This is a genomic window from Streptomyces sp. NPDC002104, assembly GCF_053593795.1.
Genome location: NZ_JBSFDF010000011.1, coordinates 19,658 through 35,926, shown reverse-complemented (window position 1 = coordinate 35,926; position 16,269 = coordinate 19,658). Strand labels below are relative to the sequence as shown.

11 protein-coding genes are annotated in these 16,269 nt (G+C 72.1%); 3 read left to right on the top strand and 8 right to left on the bottom strand.

Annotated features, from left to right (window positions below; translation table 11 throughout):
- Positions 1–4: 4 nt before the first annotated feature.
- Positions 5–1,417, bottom strand: coding sequence for a proline--tRNA ligase (gene proS / locus ACWCP2_RS12490; RefSeq protein WP_385433993.1), 1,413 nt, complete (start codon positions 1,415–1,417; stop codon positions 5–7).
- Positions 1,418–1,559: 142 nt separating this feature from the next.
- Here proS and ACWCP2_RS12485 point away from each other — a divergent pair, with 142 nt between their 5' ends.
- Positions 1,560–2,237 (top strand): methyltransferase type 11, encoded by a 678-nt coding sequence (locus ACWCP2_RS12485; protein ID WP_450908545.1) that lies wholly within the window; start codon positions 1,560–1,562, stop codon positions 2,235–2,237.
- 58 nt (positions 2,238–2,295) lie between these two features.
- Here ACWCP2_RS12485 and ftsH read toward each other — a convergent pair whose 3' ends face one another.
- The 6 genes from ftsH to nsdA form a co-directional block, all read right to left on the bottom strand.
- Positions 2,296–4,290 carry an ATP-dependent zinc metalloprotease FtsH gene (gene ftsH, locus ACWCP2_RS12480; protein WP_450908544.1) on the bottom strand — a complete coding sequence of 665 codons (1,995 nt, stop codon included), beginning with the start codon at positions 4,288–4,290 and terminating at the stop codon, positions 2,296–2,298.
- Between the two features lie 85 nt (positions 4,291–4,375).
- Positions 4,376–5,950 carry a signal recognition particle protein gene (gene ffh, locus ACWCP2_RS12475; RefSeq protein ID WP_450908543.1) on the bottom strand — a complete coding sequence of 525 codons (1,575 nt, stop codon included), beginning with the start codon at positions 5,948–5,950 and terminating at the stop codon, positions 4,376–4,378.
- A gap of 289 nt (positions 5,951–6,239) precedes the next feature.
- Complete coding sequence (locus ACWCP2_RS12470; RefSeq protein WP_450908542.1) at positions 6,240–8,669, bottom strand: [protein-PII] uridylyltransferase; 2,430 nt, start codon at positions 8,667–8,669, stop codon at positions 6,240–6,242.
- A gap of 46 nt (positions 8,670–8,715) precedes the next feature.
- Positions 8,716–9,054 (bottom strand): P-II family nitrogen regulator, encoded by a 339-nt coding sequence (locus ACWCP2_RS12465; protein WP_112451060.1) that lies wholly within the window; start codon positions 9,052–9,054, stop codon positions 8,716–8,718.
- Positions 9,051–10,397, bottom strand: coding sequence for an ammonium transporter (locus tag ACWCP2_RS12460; RefSeq protein ID WP_450908541.1), 1,347 nt, complete (start codon positions 10,395–10,397; stop codon positions 9,051–9,053). Before ACWCP2_RS12460 ends, ACWCP2_RS12465 begins: the two co-directional genes overlap by 4 nt.
- 337 nt (positions 10,398–10,734) lie before the next feature.
- Entirely contained in the window at positions 10,735–12,249 is a 1,515-nt protein-coding gene (nsdA, locus tag ACWCP2_RS12455) for a transcriptional repressor NsdA (RefSeq protein WP_450908670.1), read from the bottom strand.
- Positions 12,250–12,627: 378 nt separating this feature from the next.
- Between nsdA and ACWCP2_RS12450 the strand changes: the two genes are divergently transcribed.
- Positions 12,628–13,299, top strand: coding sequence for a bifunctional DNA primase/polymerase (locus ACWCP2_RS12450; RefSeq protein WP_450908540.1), 672 nt, complete (start codon positions 12,628–12,630; stop codon positions 13,297–13,299).
- 87 nt (positions 13,300–13,386) lie between these two features.
- Here the strand turns inward: ACWCP2_RS12450 and ftsY are convergent, their stop codons facing one another.
- Positions 13,387–14,610 (bottom strand): signal recognition particle-docking protein FtsY, encoded by a 1,224-nt coding sequence (gene ftsY, locus ACWCP2_RS12445; protein WP_450908539.1) that lies wholly within the window; start codon positions 14,608–14,610, stop codon positions 13,387–13,389.
- 149 nt (positions 14,611–14,759) lie between these two features.
- Between ftsY and ACWCP2_RS12440 the strand changes: the two genes are divergently transcribed.
- Positions 14,760–16,220: a cytosine permease gene (locus tag ACWCP2_RS12440; RefSeq protein WP_450908538.1), complete on the top strand. Its 1,461-nt coding sequence runs from the start codon at positions 14,760–14,762 to the stop codon at positions 16,218–16,220.
- Positions 16,221–16,269: the final 49 nt, after the last annotated feature.

Here is a 16,269-nt window from a genome sequence, read left to right as displayed (position 1 = left end):
CCCGCTAGTAGGAGCGCGCGACGATCGCGAGGTTACCGGGGGCGTCGTCCGCCTGCGGAACCGACCCGTCCTCGGCGATCAGGCAGCGTACGGAGACGGCCTGCTCGGCGAGCTTCGCCTCGCCCTCGGGGCCCAGGTCGGCCCACGGGATCCGCGCCCAGCCACCGGCGATGGCGGCCTCGGCGGCCTCCTCGATGGTCGAGACGTCGGACGTACGGGAGATGCGGCGCTCGCGGGACTCGCGCAGCAGCTGCTCCTGGTCCTCCTCCAGCACCTTGGGCAGCAGGGCGGCGAGGTCGGAGATCTGCACGGCCTCCTTGCCGCCCGGGATGCGGCGGGCCAGCATCGCGGTGCCGGCCTCCAGGTCGCGGGGGCCGATCTCGACGCGGACCGGTACGCCCTTGAGCTCCCAGTCCACGGCGCGGCGGCCGAAGGGGGTGTCGACGCGGTCGTCGACGAACACCCGCAGGCCCGCGGCCTTGAGCTGGGCGCCCAGCTCACGGACCTTCGCCACGGCCTCGTCGCCCTTGATCGCCATGACGACGACCTGGACGTGCGCGAGGCGCGGCGGGACCCGCAGGCCGTTGTCGTCGCCGTGCGACATGATCAGGCCGCCGACCATGCGGGTGGAGACGCCCCACGAGGTCTGCCAGACGAGCTCCTGCTTGCCTTCCTTCGACAGGTACTGCGTGTTGAAGGCCTTGGCGAAGTTGGTGCCGAGCTCGTGGCTCGTGCCGAGCTGCAGGGCCTTGCCGTCGCCCATCATGCCCTCGAGGGTGAGGGTGTTGATGGCGCCGGCGAAGCGCTCCTTGGCGGTCTTGCGGCCGAGCACGACGTCGATGCCGAGCACGTTGGTCATGAAGTCGCCGTACACGTCCGTGTGGATGCGGGCGGCGTAGTCGCGGGCGTCCTCGTAGGAGAGGTGGGCGGTGTGGCCCTCCTGCCAGAGGAACTCGCTCGTACGGAGGAACACGCGCGGACGCATCTCCCAGCGGACCACGTTCGCCCACTGGTTGATCAGCAGGGGCAGGTCGCGGTAGCTCTGGACCCACTTGGAGAAGTACTCGTTGACGATCGTCTCGGAGGTGGGCCGGACGACGACCGGCTCGTCCAGTTCCTTGCCGCCGCCGTGCGTGACGACCGCGAGCTCGGGGGCGAAGCCCTCGACGTGCTCCGCTTCCCGCGTCAGGTAGGACTGCGGGATGAACAGCGGGAAGTACGCGTTCTGGGCGCCCGCGTCCTTGATGCGCGCGTCCATCTCCTGCTGCATCCGCTCCCACAGGCCGTAGCCGTACGGCCTGATGACCATGGTGCCGCGGACCGGACCGTTGTCGGCCAGCTCGGCCTTGTTGATCAGATCCTGGTACCAGCGGGGGAAATCCTCCGCCTGCGGGGTGAGAACGGGTGCCTTTGCCATGGCGCGAATGGTACGGCGCCCCGGGTGCGATGCGTGAATCGGGTGCGAATCGGGTGGCGCGCTCCTCTGGACGCGGGGGCGAATCGGGAGTTCTCTGGCAACGGGGGCATGGGGGCGACAAGGAATCAGGAGCGCTCTTTCGATGACACCGACGCCGACGGCGACGCTTGTCGCGCGGGACTGGGCGGAGATCCAGGAACGGATGCTGGTACCGCTGTACGAGGCGGTCTACGACCGGCTGGAGGTCGGGCCGGGAGACCGGCTGCTCGGCCTCGACTGCGGGGCCGGGCTGGCCCTGCTGCTGGCCTCGGGCCGGGGCGCCCTGGCCACGGGTGTGGAGACGGATCCGGCACGCCGCACGCTGGCCCGGGAGCGCCTTCTGGAGGTCCTCGCGGCCCCTCCGGCGCCCGCGGTGCCCTACGACGTCCTGCTGGCCTTCTCGCCCTCCCCGGAGGCCCTGGCCGCGGCCCTGCCGGCGCTGCGCCGGCCCGGCGGCGCGGTGGTGCTGGCCGACTGGGGTCCGGCGGAGCGGTGCACGGTGCCCTCCGTCCTGGGCGGCGGGCCGGCCGCGCGGGACCTGGACGCGATCGCGGCCGGGGCCGGGCTGGTACCGGACGGGTCGGGGCGGGTGTTCTGCCCCTTCGGGTACGCCGACGTGGACAGCGCGGTGCGCGGGCTGCTGTCGACCGGGCTGTACGAGTCCTCCGACCCGGGGCAGGTGGAGAAGGAACTGGCGGAGGCGCTCCACCCGTACGAACGGGGTGACGGCGCCGTCTGGCTGCCGAACATCTTCCGGTACGTCATCGCCCGTACGGCCTAACCGGCGCGATCCGTACGACCGCCGCCGTGCGGGGCCGCGGACCGGCCCCGCACCGCGCTCAGTGGTGCGGGGTCCCCTTGTGGAGCCGGGGGATGCCCGCAGCGGCGTAGGCGGCCGCCTCGTCCAGGGTTTCGGCGGCCATCAGGGCCTGCGCGAGGGCGTCCAGCTTGCCGCGGTTCTCGCGCAGGAGGCGGCAGGCCTTCTCGTAGCACTCGTCGACGATGCGGCGCATCTCGTGGTCCACCGCGTCGAGGGTGGCGGGCGCCGCGGAGAGCCCGTAGGGGCTCTGGCCGTCCGAGGGGATGGCGGTGAGGCGGCCGATGCGCTCGCTCATGCCCCAGCGGCCGACCATGCCCCGGACGATGTTCGTGACCTGTTCCAGGTCGTTCTCCGCGCCGGTGGTGATGACCTCGTAGACCACCTGCTCGGCGGCCATGCCGCCCAGCGCCCCGATGATGCGGCCGCGCAGGTACTCCTCCGTGTAGGCGTACCGGTCCGCCTCCGGGGTGGAGAGGGTGACGCCGAGCGCCCGCCCGCGCGGCACGATGGTGATCTTGCGGACGGGGTCGGCGCCGGGCTGGAGCATGCCCAGCAGGGCGTGTCCGCTCTCGTGGTACGCGGTGCGGCGGCGCTCCTCGTCCGGCATGACCAGCGGCCGCTCCGCGCCGAGCTGGACCTTCTCCAGCGCGTCGGAGAGGTCCGACTGGGTGACCTCCTTCTGCTGGCGCTTCACGGCGAGCAGGGCGGCCTCGTTGGCGAGGTTGGCCAGTTCGGCTCCGGTCATGCCCGGGGTCGTACGGGCCATCTGCGCCAGGTCGACCCCGGCGGCGAGCGGGATGTCCCGGGTGTGGATGCGCAGGATGGCCTCGCGGCCGCTCCTGTCGGGCGGGGAGACCATGACGGTGCGGTCGAAGCGGCCCGGCCGGGTGAGCGCCGGGTCCAGGACGTCGGCCCGGTTGGTCGCGGCGAGGACGACCACGCCCTCGGAGCCGGAGAAGCCGTCCATCTCGGTGAGGATCTGGTTCAGGGTCTGCTCGCGCTCGTCGTGACCGCCCATGGCCGCGCCGCCGCCGCGCACCCGCCCGATCGTGTCGATCTCGTCGATGAAGATGATGGCGGGGGCCACCTTGCGGGCCTCGGTGAACAGCTCGCGCACCCGGGAGGCGCCGACGCCGACGATCATCTCGATGAACTCGGAGGCGGAGGCGGAGAAGAAGGGCACCCCGGCCTCGCCGGCCACCGCGCGGGCGAGCAGGGTCTTGCCGGTGCCGGGCGGGCCGGCGAGCAGGACGCCGCCGGGCATGCGGGCGCCCATCTTGCGGTACTCGTCCGGGTTCTTCAGGAAGTCCACGACGTCGTTGAGCTCGCCCTCGACCTCGTCGATGCCGGCCACGTCCTCGAAGGTGGTGCGCTTGGCGCCCTCCAGCTCGACGGGCTTGGGCGGCGTCTTGCGGCCGAGCCCGCCCATCCCGCCGCCGCCCATCGCCGATCCCATCCGGCGGGCGATGACCACCCACAGGAGGACCAGCAGCAGCATCGGGGCCAGGGAGATCAGCAGGTTGGCCAGGAAGCTGCGCTGTTCGACGACCGGGGAGGCGGTGACGACGACGTTCTGCTTGGTGAGGTTGGCCCACAGGTCGTCGTCGGCGAAGGCGGGCCGCTGGGAGACGAACTTGGTGTAGTCGCCCTTGCCCCCGTCCGGCATGGGCTGCTTGTTCTTCAGCTGGCCCTGGATGGCGTCGCCCTTGGAGTAGATCTTCGAGACGTTGCCGTTCGCGACCTGCTTGCTGAACTCGGTGTACGAGATGGTCGGCTCGTCGCCCTCGTTGAAGAAGGACAGCACCAGGTTGGTGATCAGGTAGACGATCAGGGCGGTGAGGATCAGGCCGCGCCAGCCTCCGGGCATCCGCTTCTTCGGCGGCGGGGCGGGGGGTGCGCCTTCGGAGCGCCAGGGCGTATCGGCCCGGTCTCGGGGCGGTACGGGGGTGGGGCTGGGCACGTAGGCCTCCTTCTGCCGTCCTCCCGGCCGACCATAAGCGACAAACCGGGCCATCGCCCCTGGCGGCGGGCCACACGGCGAAGCCCCGGCCGGAGTGATCCGGCCGGGGCTCGCGTGGCTCCGTACTGCTGCGTCCGCGCTACTTCATGAACTTCTTGAACTCGTCCGGCAGGTCGAAGTCCTGACCGGGCTTGGCGCCGCCGGTCGGCAGACCGAACGGGCTGCCCCCGGCGGCGGGCTCGATCGCCTCCGGGCCCGCCTCGCGGCGCGCGGCTGCCGCTGCCTCTTCTTCCTTGCGCTTCATCGGGTTGCCGCTCTTGCGCTTGCCCTTGGCCTGCTTGACCTGCTTCTTCTGCCGGCCGGGGCCGCCGCCCATCCCGGGGATGCCGGGCATGCCCGGCATGCCGCCGCCCTGGGCCATGCGGGACATCATCTTGCGGGCCTCGAAGAACCGCTCGACGAGCGCCTTGACGGCGCTGACCTCGGTGCCGGAGCCCTTGGCGATACGGGCGCGGCGCGAGCCGTTGATGAGGTGCGGGTCCTGGCGCTCGGCCGGGGTCATCGACTTGATGATCGCGGCGGTGCGGTCCACGTCGCGCTCGTCGATGTTGTTGATCTGGTCCTTGATCTGCCCCATGCCCGGGAGCATGCCGAGCAGCTTGGAGATGGAGCCCATCTTGCGGACCTGCTCCATCTGGGACAGGAAGTCGTCGAGCGTGAACTCCTTCGGCCCCTTCTGCAGCTTGGCCGCCATCTTCTCGGCTTCGGCCTGGCTGAAGGTCTTCTCGGCCTGCTCGATCAGGGTGAGCATGTCACCCATGTCGAGGATCCGGCCCGCCATGCGGTCCGGGTGGAAGGCGTCGAACTCGTCGAGCTTCTCGCCGTTCGAGGCGAACATGATCTGCTTGCCGGTGACGTGCGCGATGGACAGCGCGGCACCACCGCGGGCGTCGCCGTCGAGCTTGGAGAGCACGACGCCGTCGAAGCCGACGCCGTCGCGGAAGGCCTCGGCGGTGTTGACCGCGTCCTGGCCGATCATGGCGTCGACGACGAAGAGGATCTCGTCGGGGCTGACGGCGTCGCGGATGTCCGCGGCCTGCTGCATCAGCTCCTGGTCGATGCCGAGGCGGCCGGCGGTGTCGACGACGACCACGTCGTACTGCTTGGTGCGCGCGTACTCGATGGAGTCCTTGGCCACCTGGACCGGGTCGCCGACGCCGTTGCCGGGCGCGGGGGCGTAGACGGCCACGCCGGCCCGCTCGGCCACGACCGAGAGCTGGTTGACGGCGTTGGGGCGCTGGAGGTCGCAGGCGACGAGGAGCGGGGCGTGGCCCTGCCCCTTCAGCCACAGGCCGAGCTTTCCGGCGAGGGTGGTCTTACCGGCACCCTGGAGGCCGGCGAGCATGATCACGGTGGGCGCGGTCTTGGCGAAGCGCAGCCGCCGGGTCTCGCCGCCGAGGATGGAGACCAGCTCGTCGTTGACGATCTTGAGGACCTGCTGGCCCGGGTTCAGGGCCTTGGAGACCTCTTCGCCGCGGGCGCGCTCCTTGACGTTCGCGATGAAGGAGCGGACGACCGGGAGGGCGACGTCGGCCTCGAGGAGGGCGATACGGATTTCCCGCGCCGCAGCGTCGATGTCCTGCTCGGAGAGGCGGCCTTTGCCCCGGAGGGACTTGAAGGTCGCGCTGAGGCGGTCGGAAAGCGTATCGAACACGGTGGTCGCGATTCCTCGGGTCGGGGGCGTGTGGTCGTCCCCAGGGTATCGGGCCGCGCCACCCCTCCGGCCCTGCGGGCGGCTTTCGCCCTCCGGCGGGCCCGTCCGGTGCGAGAGCCGCTGCGCGGGGCGCAGTCCCCTGCCCGCCCTTCCACCGTTCCCCGGGGCCCGCCCCGGCCCCCGGGCGCCCGGCGCGCGGCGCGCATACGGGGTCCGGGGCGGAGCCCCGGTTTCGGGAAGGGGCGGGGTGGGGCGGGGTGGGGGAAGCCCCGCGCAGCGGCCGCCCCCGCTACGCCAGGGCCGCCTGGACCGCCGAGGCCAGGGCTGCCGCCGCCGGGCCGGCGAGGGGTTTGCCGTCGGCGTCGACCACGTACACCGTGTCCACCGCGTTCGCGCCCAGCGTGGACACGTGCGCGCTGCGCACCCGCACCCCGGAGGACTCCAGCGCCCGCCCGATCCGGTGCAGCAGCCCGACCGCGTCGGGAGCGCGCACCTCCAGGACCGTGGCCAGGGAGGAGACCTCGGGCACCACCGCGACCCGGGGCGGCGGCGGGACCACCCCGCGCCGGCGCGGGTACGCCGCCTCCCGGTCCGCCAGCTTCGCCGGGACGTCCAGCGAGCCGTCCAGGGCCCGCACCAGATCGGTGCGCAGCCGGGCGGCCTGCGGCAGGGAGCCGTACTCCGCCGCCACCCGCCAGCGCAGGACCAGTACCTCGCCCAGCTGCTCCGGCAGCTCCATCGAGCGCAGGTCGGCCGCGCGGACGGTGAGCCGGTGCAGGGCCAGTACGCCGGCCACCGCGGGCAGCACCCCCGGCTGGTCGGGGACGGCCACGACCAGTTCCACCCCGACCGCGTCCTCCTCCTGGCGGGCGTGCAGAGCCAGGACCGGCTCCCCGGTGCGCAGCGCCTCCACCGCGAGGCGTTCCTGCTCCGTGGTCGGGATCTCCAGCTCCGTGGCCGCCGGGGCGGCCCCGCGCAGGACGGCGGCGACCCGTGCGACCAGGTCGGCCACGAGCGAGCCGCGCCACGTGCTCCACGCCGCGGGGCCGGTGGCCAGCGCGTCGGCCTCCGTCAGCGCGTGCAGGATCTCCAGCGTGCCGGGCGAGCCGACCGCCTCGGCGACCGCCTTGACGGTCGCCGGGTCGTCCAGGTCGCGCCGGGTGGCGGTGTCGATCAGCAGCAGGTGGTGGCGTACGAGCACGCCCAGGACGGCGACGTCCTCCGCGTCGAAGCCCACCCGCAGCGCCATGTCGCGTGCGATCGTCTCGCCGGCCACCGAGTGGTCGCCGGGCCAGCCCTTGCCGATGTCGTGCAGCAGCGCGGCCATCAGGAGGAGGTCGGGGCGGCCCACCCGGCGGGTCAGCTCGGAGGCCCGCACCGCCGTCTCGACGAGGTGGCGGTCCACGGTCCAGGTGTGCACCGGGTTGCGCTGCGGACGGCACCGCACCCGCTCCCAGTCGGGCAGCAGCTTCGTGATGATCCCCTCGGCCTCCAGCGCCTCCCACACGGCCACCGTCGGCTCACCCGCGCCCAGCAGGGTCAGCAGCTGCTCCCGGGCCTCGGCCGGCCACGGCACGGGCAGCGGCTTGGCCTGCGCCGCGAGCCGGCGTACGGCGTGCAGCGAGACGGGCAGTCCGGCCTGGGCCGCCGCCGCGCCGAAGCGCAGGGGCAGCACCGGGTCCCGGTCGGGCCGCGCGGCCAGGGCCAGTACGGCCTCCCCGTCGGACTCCACGACGCCTTCGGCGAGCGGCGCCCGCTCCGGCAGGGAGGTGCGGGTGCCGAGCAGTCCGCGCAGCCGGGGGCGGGCGGACCGGGCCCTGAGCACGCGCCCGACCTCGCGCCAGGTCACGTCACCGGCGTACGAGACCACCCGCGCGGCCTCGTACACCTCCCTGAGCAGGGCGTCGGCGTCGAGCAGACCGAGCTGCGCGGCGACCGGTGTCTGCTCCTGGAGGGAGAGCCGTTCGGTGGCGCGGCCGGTCACCAGGTGCAGCGCGTCCCGGGCGTCGAGCAGCCGGCGCCGGGCTTCGGCGAGGCCCTCGCGGGGGGCGTCGGCCAGCCAGGACGCGGCGACGGCCCGCAGCGCGGTGACGTCGCGCAGTCCCCCGCGGGACTCCTTGAGGTCGGGTTCCAGCAGGAAGCGGAGCTCCCCGGCACGCTCGGCCCGCTCCCGGCACAGGGAGTGCAGCTGGGGCAGCCGCTTGGCGGCGTGGTTGCGCCAGTCCGCGAGGACGGAGGTGCGCAGTCCCGCGAGGAGCCCGGCGTCGCCGGCGACGGGCCGGGCGTCGAGCAGTCCGAGGTGCACCTTGAGGTCTTCGGCGGCGGTCTTGCGGGCTTCGCCGGGGGTGCGCACCGAGTGGTCGAGGGCGAGGCCGAGGTCCCAGACGGGGTACCAGAGCCGGTCGGCCAGGGCGGCCAGGGCGCGCGGTTCGGCCTTTCCGTCGTGGAGCAGGACCAGGTCGAGGTCGCTGCGGGGGGAGAGTTCGGCGCGGCCGTAGCCACCGACGGCGACGAGGGCGGCGCCCCGCACGCCCGTCTCCTTCACCGCGGTGGCGAACAGCGCCTTCAGCCAGTCGTCGGTCAGGGCGGCCAGGGCGGAACGCCGGGAAGGCCCGGACCGCGACTCCTCCTGGAGGAGTCGCAGCCGGGCCGCGGCGTACCCGCTGGGTCCCTGGTCGGCGGTGTGACCGCCATCCGTGGTCTCTTCGACACTCGTCACCCAGAGGTTCCCATCAGTAAGGACCTGTCCGGTCGGTCGGGCCGGGCTACAGCGCGTCGGCGCCACGTTCTCCGGTGCGGACCCGGATGACCGAGTCCACGGGGATGCTCCACACCTTGCCGTCGCCGATCTTGCCGGTCTGGGCGGCGTCGACGACGATGCGCATCACGTCCTCCGCGTCGCCGTCCTCGACGAGCACCTCTATGCGGATCTTCGGCACGAGGTCCACGGTGTACTCGGCGCCCCGGTAGACCTCGGTGTGTCCGCGCTGGCGGCCGTAGCCGCTGGCCTCGGAGACGGTGAGTCCCTGGACTCCGAAGCGGTGCAGGGCTTCCTTGATCTCGTCAAGCCGGTGAGGCTTCACGATCGCGGTGATGAGCTTCATGCGTCAACCTTCTTGCTCGCGGCGGCAACGGGGGCGGGAACGGCGGTGCTCCGGGAGGAGGAGCCGCCGCCGGCTCCGCTGAAGTCGTAGGCGGTCTCGGCGTGTTCGACCTGGTCGATGCCGGAGACCTCGTCGTCCTCGGGGACCCGCATCCCGATCGTCTTGTCGAGGAGGAAGGCGAGTACCGCGGACGCCACGAGAGAGTAGAGCAGGACGGAGAAGACACCGACGGCCTGCTTGCCGAGCTGCTCCAGGCCGCCGCCGTAGAAGAGGCCGGCCGCGTCGGACTGGACCCCGCCGGTGGCGAAGAGGCCGACGAGCAGGGAGCCGATGACACCGCCGACGAGGTGGACGCCGACCACGTCGAGGGAGTCGTCGTAGCCGAACTTGTACTTCAGGCCGACGGCCATGGCGCACACGACACCGGCGATGGCGCCGATGGCGATCGCGCCGAGCGGGGAGCAGGAGCCGCCGGAGGGGGTGATGGCGACGAGTCCCGCGACCGCGCCGGAGGCGGCGCCCAGGGTGGTGAAGGAGCCGTGGCGCAGCTTCTCGTAGCCGAGCCAGGCGAGCATGGCGGCGGCGGTGGCGACCTGCGTGTTGACGAACATGACGGCGCCCACGCCGTCGTCGTTGCCGAGCCAGGAGCCCGCGTTGAAGCCGAACCAGCCGAACCACAGCAGACCGGCGCCGAGCATCACGAGCGGGAGGCTGTGCGGGCGCATCGGGTCCTTCTTGAACCCGACGCGCTTGCCGATGACCAGGATCACGCCGAGGGCCGCTGCGCCCGCGTTGATGTGGACGGCGGTGCCGCCGGCGAAGTCGATGACGCCGAGCTCGAAGAGCCAGCCGCCGGCGCCCCACACCCAGTGGGCGACGGGGAAGTAGACGATCGTGACCCACAGGGTGATGAAGAGGGCCCAGGCGCTGAACTTGACGCGGTCGGCCAGGGCACCGCTTATCAGGGCCGGGGTGATGATCGCGAACATCAGCTGGAAGACGGCGAAGACGTAGACGGGGATGGTGTAGCCGTCCCACAGCTCGGTGATGCCGATGCCGCTGAGTCCCACGTAGTCGGAGGTCCAGCCGATGAGCGAGCCGGAGTCGGCGCCGAAGGCGAGGCTGAATCCGTAGAGGACCCAGAGGATCGTGACGATCCCGAGGCTGATGAAGCTCATCATCAGCATGTTGAGGCTGCTCTTGACGCGGACCATGCCTCCGTAGAAGAAGGCGAGTCCCGGGGTCATCAGCATGACCAGGGCGGAGCAGATGAGCATGAACCCGGTGTTCGCGGAAGACAGCGTGGGCGCGTCTGCCGCGAGGGTCGTGATGGCTGATGCCATCGGCGTCTCCTCGTCGTCGGTACGTTCGCGTGCGGGCGATCGTGAAAACCTGAGCGGCGCTGGTTCGTGAATCAGGCCTGAGGGTGTTCCGGCGTGGGGGCTGGCCGGTTATTGGCCCTGAGATTCGCGCAGGCCGGTTTCCGGCGGCGCCGCTGGGTGTTTCGCGTCGATGACGAAGAGGTCGTGCGTGTTACGCCTCCATGAACGAGTGGTTCATGAGGGTGGCGGGTGGGAGCCCGGCCGCGGCGATGACCCGGGGAACCTGGCTGGGGGAGCCTGATCGGGCTTCACGGGGTGACTGCCGCGGCCGGGGGCCTTGGGGGCGGCCGGGTGGCCGTCAGACGGCCTCCGCCGCCTCGGGGAGGCGGGAGGCGAGGTGGTCGGTCAGCCGCACCACGTCGGCGACGTCGCCGTACTCACGCGCGGCGGTGTCGACGGTCTTGCGCAGCCGGGTGTTCACCCGTTCGGACCGCACCTTTCCCGCCACGTCGAGGGCGCGGCCGGCGAGGACGGTGGCCTGCTCGGGCTCGCGCTGGAGCAGGTGCACGGTGGCCATGCCGATGAGGTTGAGGGCGTAGGAGCGCTGGTGCTCCTCGTCCTTCTCGAACAGCTCCACGGCGCGCTGCATGACGGGCTCGGCGAGGGAGGCGTACATGGGGCTGCGGCCCGCCACGTAGGCCAGGTCCCGGTAGGAGTGGGAGTTCTCCCCGTTGAGCTCGGCCTCCGAGAAGAAGCGGATCCAGTCGGGCTCGGGCTCGGCGTCGAAGCCGACGTCGGAGAAGGTGTCCTCGGCCATCCGCACGGCCCGCTTGCAGCGGCTGGGCTGGCCCATGTTGGCGTAGGCGCGGGCCTCCATCGCATACAGCATCGCCTGGGTACGGGGCCCCGCGCAGTCGCGGCTGCCGTACTGGGCCAGGTGGATGAGCTCCAGGGCGTCCTCGGGGCGGCCCAGGTGGATCATCTGGCGGCTCATGCTGGAGAGGATGTACGAGCCCAGGGGCTTGTCCCCGCCCTCCTTGGCGGCGTGCAGCGCGAGGACGAAGTACTTCTGCGCGGTGGGGTGCAGGCCGATGTCGTAGCTCATCCAGCCGGCGAGTTCGGCGAGTTCGGCGGCGACCTTGAAGAGCCGTTTCATGACCGGGGCCGGGTGGTTCTCCTGGAGCAGGTCGGTGACCTCGTGGAGCTGGCCCACGACGGCCTTGCGGCGCAGTCCGCCGCCGCACTGGGCGTCCCACTGGCGGAACATCACGGTGGTGGCTTCGAGGAGGTCCACCTCGGGCTCGGAGAGCCGCGGCGGCCGGTGGCCGCTGAGGGCGCCCGTCGGCCCCGCCTCCCGGGGTCCCGGGTCGGCGGCCGGAACGGGTACGAGCCAGCGCTGCATGGGCTCGATGAGGGCGGGGCCGGCGGACAGGGCGAGCGAGGTCCCGAGGAAGCCGCGGCGGGCCAGCATCAGGTCGCTGCGGGAGAACTCGCCGAGCAGCTCGATGGTCTGCGGTCCGGCCCAGGGCAGGTCGACGCCGGAGACGGAGGGGGTCTGGTGGGCGGTGCGCAGGCCGAGGTGCTCGATGGCGACGACGGAGCCGAAGCGTTCGGAGAAGAGCTCGGACAGGATGCGCGGGACGGGCTCGCGGGGCTGTTCTCCGTCGAGCCAGCGCCGGACCCGTGAGGTGTCGGTGCTGATGTGGTGCGCGCCCATCTGGCGGGCGCGGCGGTTGACCTGGCGGGCGAGCTCGCCCTTGGACCAGCCGCTGCGGACGAACCAGGACGTCAGCTGCTCGTTGCGGTCGGTGGCGCCCTGCGACACGTCGGACTCCGACTCCGCGCTCGTTCCGCTTGCGCCGTTGCCGCTCACTGGAACGCCCCCCATCCGTCTGCTTCTTCCACACGAAACCCTGTCGGGAAACGGTCTTCACAGGTCCTTCACGCATGCCTGCGGCATACCCGCGAACCCGTTTCCTCATCGCGCTTCGTGCACCGAAAGTAATCCTACGATCACCCCTTCGGCGAGGTCGATCCCGGAAACGCCACCATTCGCCACCCCTTCGAATGAACTCGCCACCCGCCAGGCGCGATTCACTTGACACGAGGGCGAGACCGATCGGTTGGACAGGAGCGCGCCGGGGCGTGCGCGTCACGGAGTGCGCCGGGCATCCCGGCATCAGGCATCCCGCGCCGAACCGGCCGAGGTCGTAACCACCGGCACGTCCGACCCGTTGGAGGGGGCATGGGCATGGGCTTCACGATCGGCGGCAGCCGCGGCACCAAGGAGTTCCGTTCCGGCGCTCGGCGCCGCGGCCGGACGTCGGAGTGCACGGTGGTGGCGGAGTACACCGGACTGTGGGGCTGGGACGTGGTCCCCGGCGCCCGGGCCGCGGGACCCTCACGCGACTGTTCCTGCGGTCATGCGCACTGCCGTGCGCCGGGGGCGCATCCGCTGGCCCTGGCTCCGACGGTCCCGGCCGGCGCCACCCTCGACGAGGTCACCGAGACCTGGACCGGGTACCCGGGAGCCGCGGTGCTGCTCCCCGCCGGGCGCTCCTTCGACGTCATCGAGGTCTCCGAGGAGGCCGGGCGGCGGGCGCTGGTCCGGCTGGAGCGGATGGGCCTGCCGCTCGGCCCGGTGACCGCGACCCCGGACGGCCGGGCCCAGTTCTTCGTCGCCACGGGGGCGGCGGCCGGGCTGCCGCAGCTGCTGTACCGGATGGGCTGGGACGACGCCGGTCTCGATCTGCGCGCACTGGGCCAGGGCTCCTACGTCACCGCCCCGCCCTCGGACTTCGCGGGCCTCGGCCCGGTGAGCTGGCTGCGCCCGCCGGCGCTGGACTCGGCCGGGGATCCCCCGCAGGCCCGCCTCCTGCTGGGCACCCTCGCCTACCTGTGCCACCGGCTGCGCCGCGCGTAGCCGCGCCGCCCGCGACCGTACGCACGGCAGTGCCCCCGGGTCCTGGGGACCCGGGGGCACTGGCCGGCGTAGGAGCGTCGGGTGCGTTCAGTCGCCGATCAGGGCGTCGACGAAGGCCTCCGGCTCGAAGGGCGCCAGGTCGTCCGCGCCCTCTCCGAGGCCGATGAGCTTGACCGGGACGCCGAGCTCGCGCTGGACCGCGATGACGATGCCGCCCTTGGCGGTGCCGTCGAGCTTGGTCAGGACGATGCCGGTGATGTCCACGACCTCGGCGAAGACACGGGCCTGGGTGAGGCCGTTCTGGCCGGTGGTGGCGTCCAGGACCAGCAGGATCTCGTCGAGCGGGCCGTGCTTCTCCACAACGCGCTTGACCTTGCCGAGCTCGTCCATCAGGCCGGTCTTGGTGTGCAGCCGGCCCGCCGTGTCGATGAGCACCACGTCGGCGCCCTCGGCGATGCCCTCCTTGACCGCGTCGTAGGCGATCGAGGCCGGGTCGCCGCCCTCGGGGCCGCGCACGGTGCGCGCCCCGACCCGCTCGCCCCAGGTCTGGAGCTGGTCGGCGGCGGCCGCGCGGAAGGTGTCCGCCGCGCCGAGCACGACGCTGCGGCCGTCGGCGACGAGCACACGGGCGAGCTTGCCGGTGGTGGTGGTCTTGCCGGTGCCGTTCACGCCGACGACCATGATCACGGCGGGGGTGTCCACGCCGCTCTCGGTCTTCACGGCGCGGTCGAAGTCGGTGCCGAGGAGCGCGACCAGCTCCTCCTTGAGCAGGGCGCGCAGATCGGCGGGGGTGCGGGTGCCGAGCACCTTGACCCGCTCGCGGAGCCGGTCCACCAGCTCCTGGGTCGGTGCGACACCCACGTCGGCGATGAGGAGGGTCTCCTCGATCTCCTCCCAGGTGTCCTCGTCGAGGTGCTCGCGGGAGAGCAGCGTGAGCAGCCCCTTGCCGAGCGTGTTCTGCGACCGGGCGAGGCGGGCGCGCAGCCGGACCAGGCGGCCGGCGGTGGGCTCGGGCACCTCGATCTCGGGGGCGGGCGGAGCCTCGACGACCGGGTCCTCGACCGCGACGGGCGAGGCGAGGGCGGCCTCCGCGTCGGGGAGGGCGACCTCCTCGATCGTGCGGCGCGGTTCTTCCGCCGTCGGTGCGGCGTCCTCCCCCACCTGCGGTTCGGCGGGCGGGGCAGTGATGGTCGGCGTGCTCGGCGGGGCGGTGGGGGGCAGCTGCTTCTTCTTGCGGCTGCTGACCACGAGCCCGCTGATCGCACCGACCGCGACCAGGGCGATGACTACGGCAAGGATCAGGATTTCCATAACGCTCCCCAGTATCGGCCACGCCCGCCCCGAGCCGGGGACCCTGGAGGTTCATACCAGGACGTAAGCCTCTGTTTGTACTTTTTGCGGCAAATCTACGATGATGAACAGTCCCCCACGCCCCGCCCCTCCCCCCACGGAGTACACCTATGCCTGCCGAGACCGCCGTCGAGTCGCGCGGCCTGGAGCCCGTCCCGGACGCCGAGCGCCGCGGCCGGGTCCGCGAGCTCGTCCCGACCTGGGTCGCCGCCAACATCAGTGTGCTGCTGCTGACCATGGGCGCCGGTCTCGTCATCTTCAACAAGCTGAACATCTGGCAGGTGCTCGTCGTCGCGATCGCCGCGCCGGTCGTCTCCTACGGGATCGTCGGACTCATATCCATCGCGGGCAAGCGCGGCGGCGCCCCCGGCATGGCGCTCTCCCGGGCCGTCTTCGGCCAGCGCGGGAACCTCTTCCCCGGCGCCCTGATCTGGGTCGCCCGCTGGGGCTGGGAGACCATCAACGCGGTCAGCGGCGCCTACGCCGTCCTGACCGTCCTGGACCTGCTCTTCGGCATCAAGAAGAACACCGCGCTCATCGTCGTCACCCTGCTCTTCTTCGTCGGCTGCACCTTCCTGGTCTCCGGGCTCGGCATCAACGCGCTGCGCGTCTGCTCCAAGTGGTCCACGTACCTCTTCGGCGCCTTCAGCGTGCTCGTCCTGGGCTATCTGATCGCCGAGACCGACTGGTCGGCCGTCTTCGACAAGCCCGCCGGCTCCACCGCGATGATGATCGCGGGCATCGGCACCATCGCGGCCGGCGGCATCAGCTGGGTCCCCTCCGGCCCGGACTTCACCCGCTACCTGCCCCGCACCGCCTCCGCCCGGGGCATGGTCGGCGCGACCATCGGCGGCGCGGCCGTCGTGGTGATCCCGATGGTGCTCATGGGCGCGGTGATGGCCGTGGCCACCCCCGACCTGGCCACCGCGCAGGACCCGGTGTCCTTCATCGGCGAACTGCTGCCGATCTGGATCGCGGTCCCGTACCTGCTGATCGCGCTCGTCGGCATGCTGCTCATCAACTCGATGTCCATGTACTCGGCGGGCTTCACCGCCCAGACCCTCGGCATCAAGGTCCCGCGCGCCGCGGCGGTCAGCGTCAACGCCGTGATCAGCCTGGTCTTCGGCTTCCTGCTCATGGTGGTCGCGACCAGCTTCTTCGGTTCGTTCATCTCCTTCCTGACCCTGCTGGCCGTGGCCTTCTCCGCGTGGATCGGCGTCTTCGGCGTGGACATGCTGCGCCGCACCTCCTACGACGGGCCCGCCCTGCTGGACACCACGCGCACCAGCGCCTACTGGTACCGGGGCGGTTTCGCCTGGCAGGCCATGACCGCCTGGGGCCTGGCCCTGGTGGTGGGCACGCTGTTCACGAAGGTCGACTGGTTCAGCGGCCCGCTGGCCACCACCTGGATCGGGCAGAACGGCCTGGGCTGGGCGGCGGGCATCATCACCTCGGCCCTGCTGTACGCCGTCCTGCCGCGCACGCCAGTGACGCAGGAGGCCCCGGCCCCGCAGGCCCCGGCGCAGGAGCCGGCGCAGGAGCCGGTCCCCGCCGGATCCCTGTCCAACTGACGCTGCGTCAGCTAACGTCCCCCTTCGCCCGCCCACCCACCTCCGGCGA

Bases quoted from the DNA above. Each gene is read 5' to 3' on its own strand.
- proS (WP_385433993.1), bottom strand. From the start codon at position 1,417: ATGGCAAAGGCACCCGTTCTCACCCCGCAGGCGGAGGATTTCCCCCGC.
- ACWCP2_RS12485 (WP_450908545.1), top strand. From the start codon at position 1,560: ATGACACCGACGCCGACGGCGACGCTTGTCGCGCGGGACTGGGCGGAG.
- ftsH (WP_450908544.1), bottom strand. From the start codon at position 4,290: ATGGCCCGGTTTGTCGCTTATGGTCGGCCGGGAGGACGGCAGAAGGAG.
- ACWCP2_RS12465 (WP_112451060.1), bottom strand. From the start codon at position 9,054: ATGAAGCTCATCACCGCGATCGTGAAGCCTCACCGGCTTGACGAGATC.
- ACWCP2_RS12460 (WP_450908541.1), bottom strand. From the start codon at position 10,397: ATGGCATCAGCCATCACGACCCTCGCGGCAGACGCGCCCACGCTGTCT.
- ACWCP2_RS12450 (WP_450908540.1), top strand. From the start codon at position 12,628: ATGGGCTTCACGATCGGCGGCAGCCGCGGCACCAAGGAGTTCCGTTCC.
- ftsY (WP_450908539.1), bottom strand. From the start codon at position 14,610: ATGGAAATCCTGATCCTTGCCGTAGTCATCGCCCTGGTCGCGGTCGGT.
- ACWCP2_RS12440 (WP_450908538.1), top strand. From the start codon at position 14,760: ATGCCTGCCGAGACCGCCGTCGAGTCGCGCGGCCTGGAGCCCGTCCCG.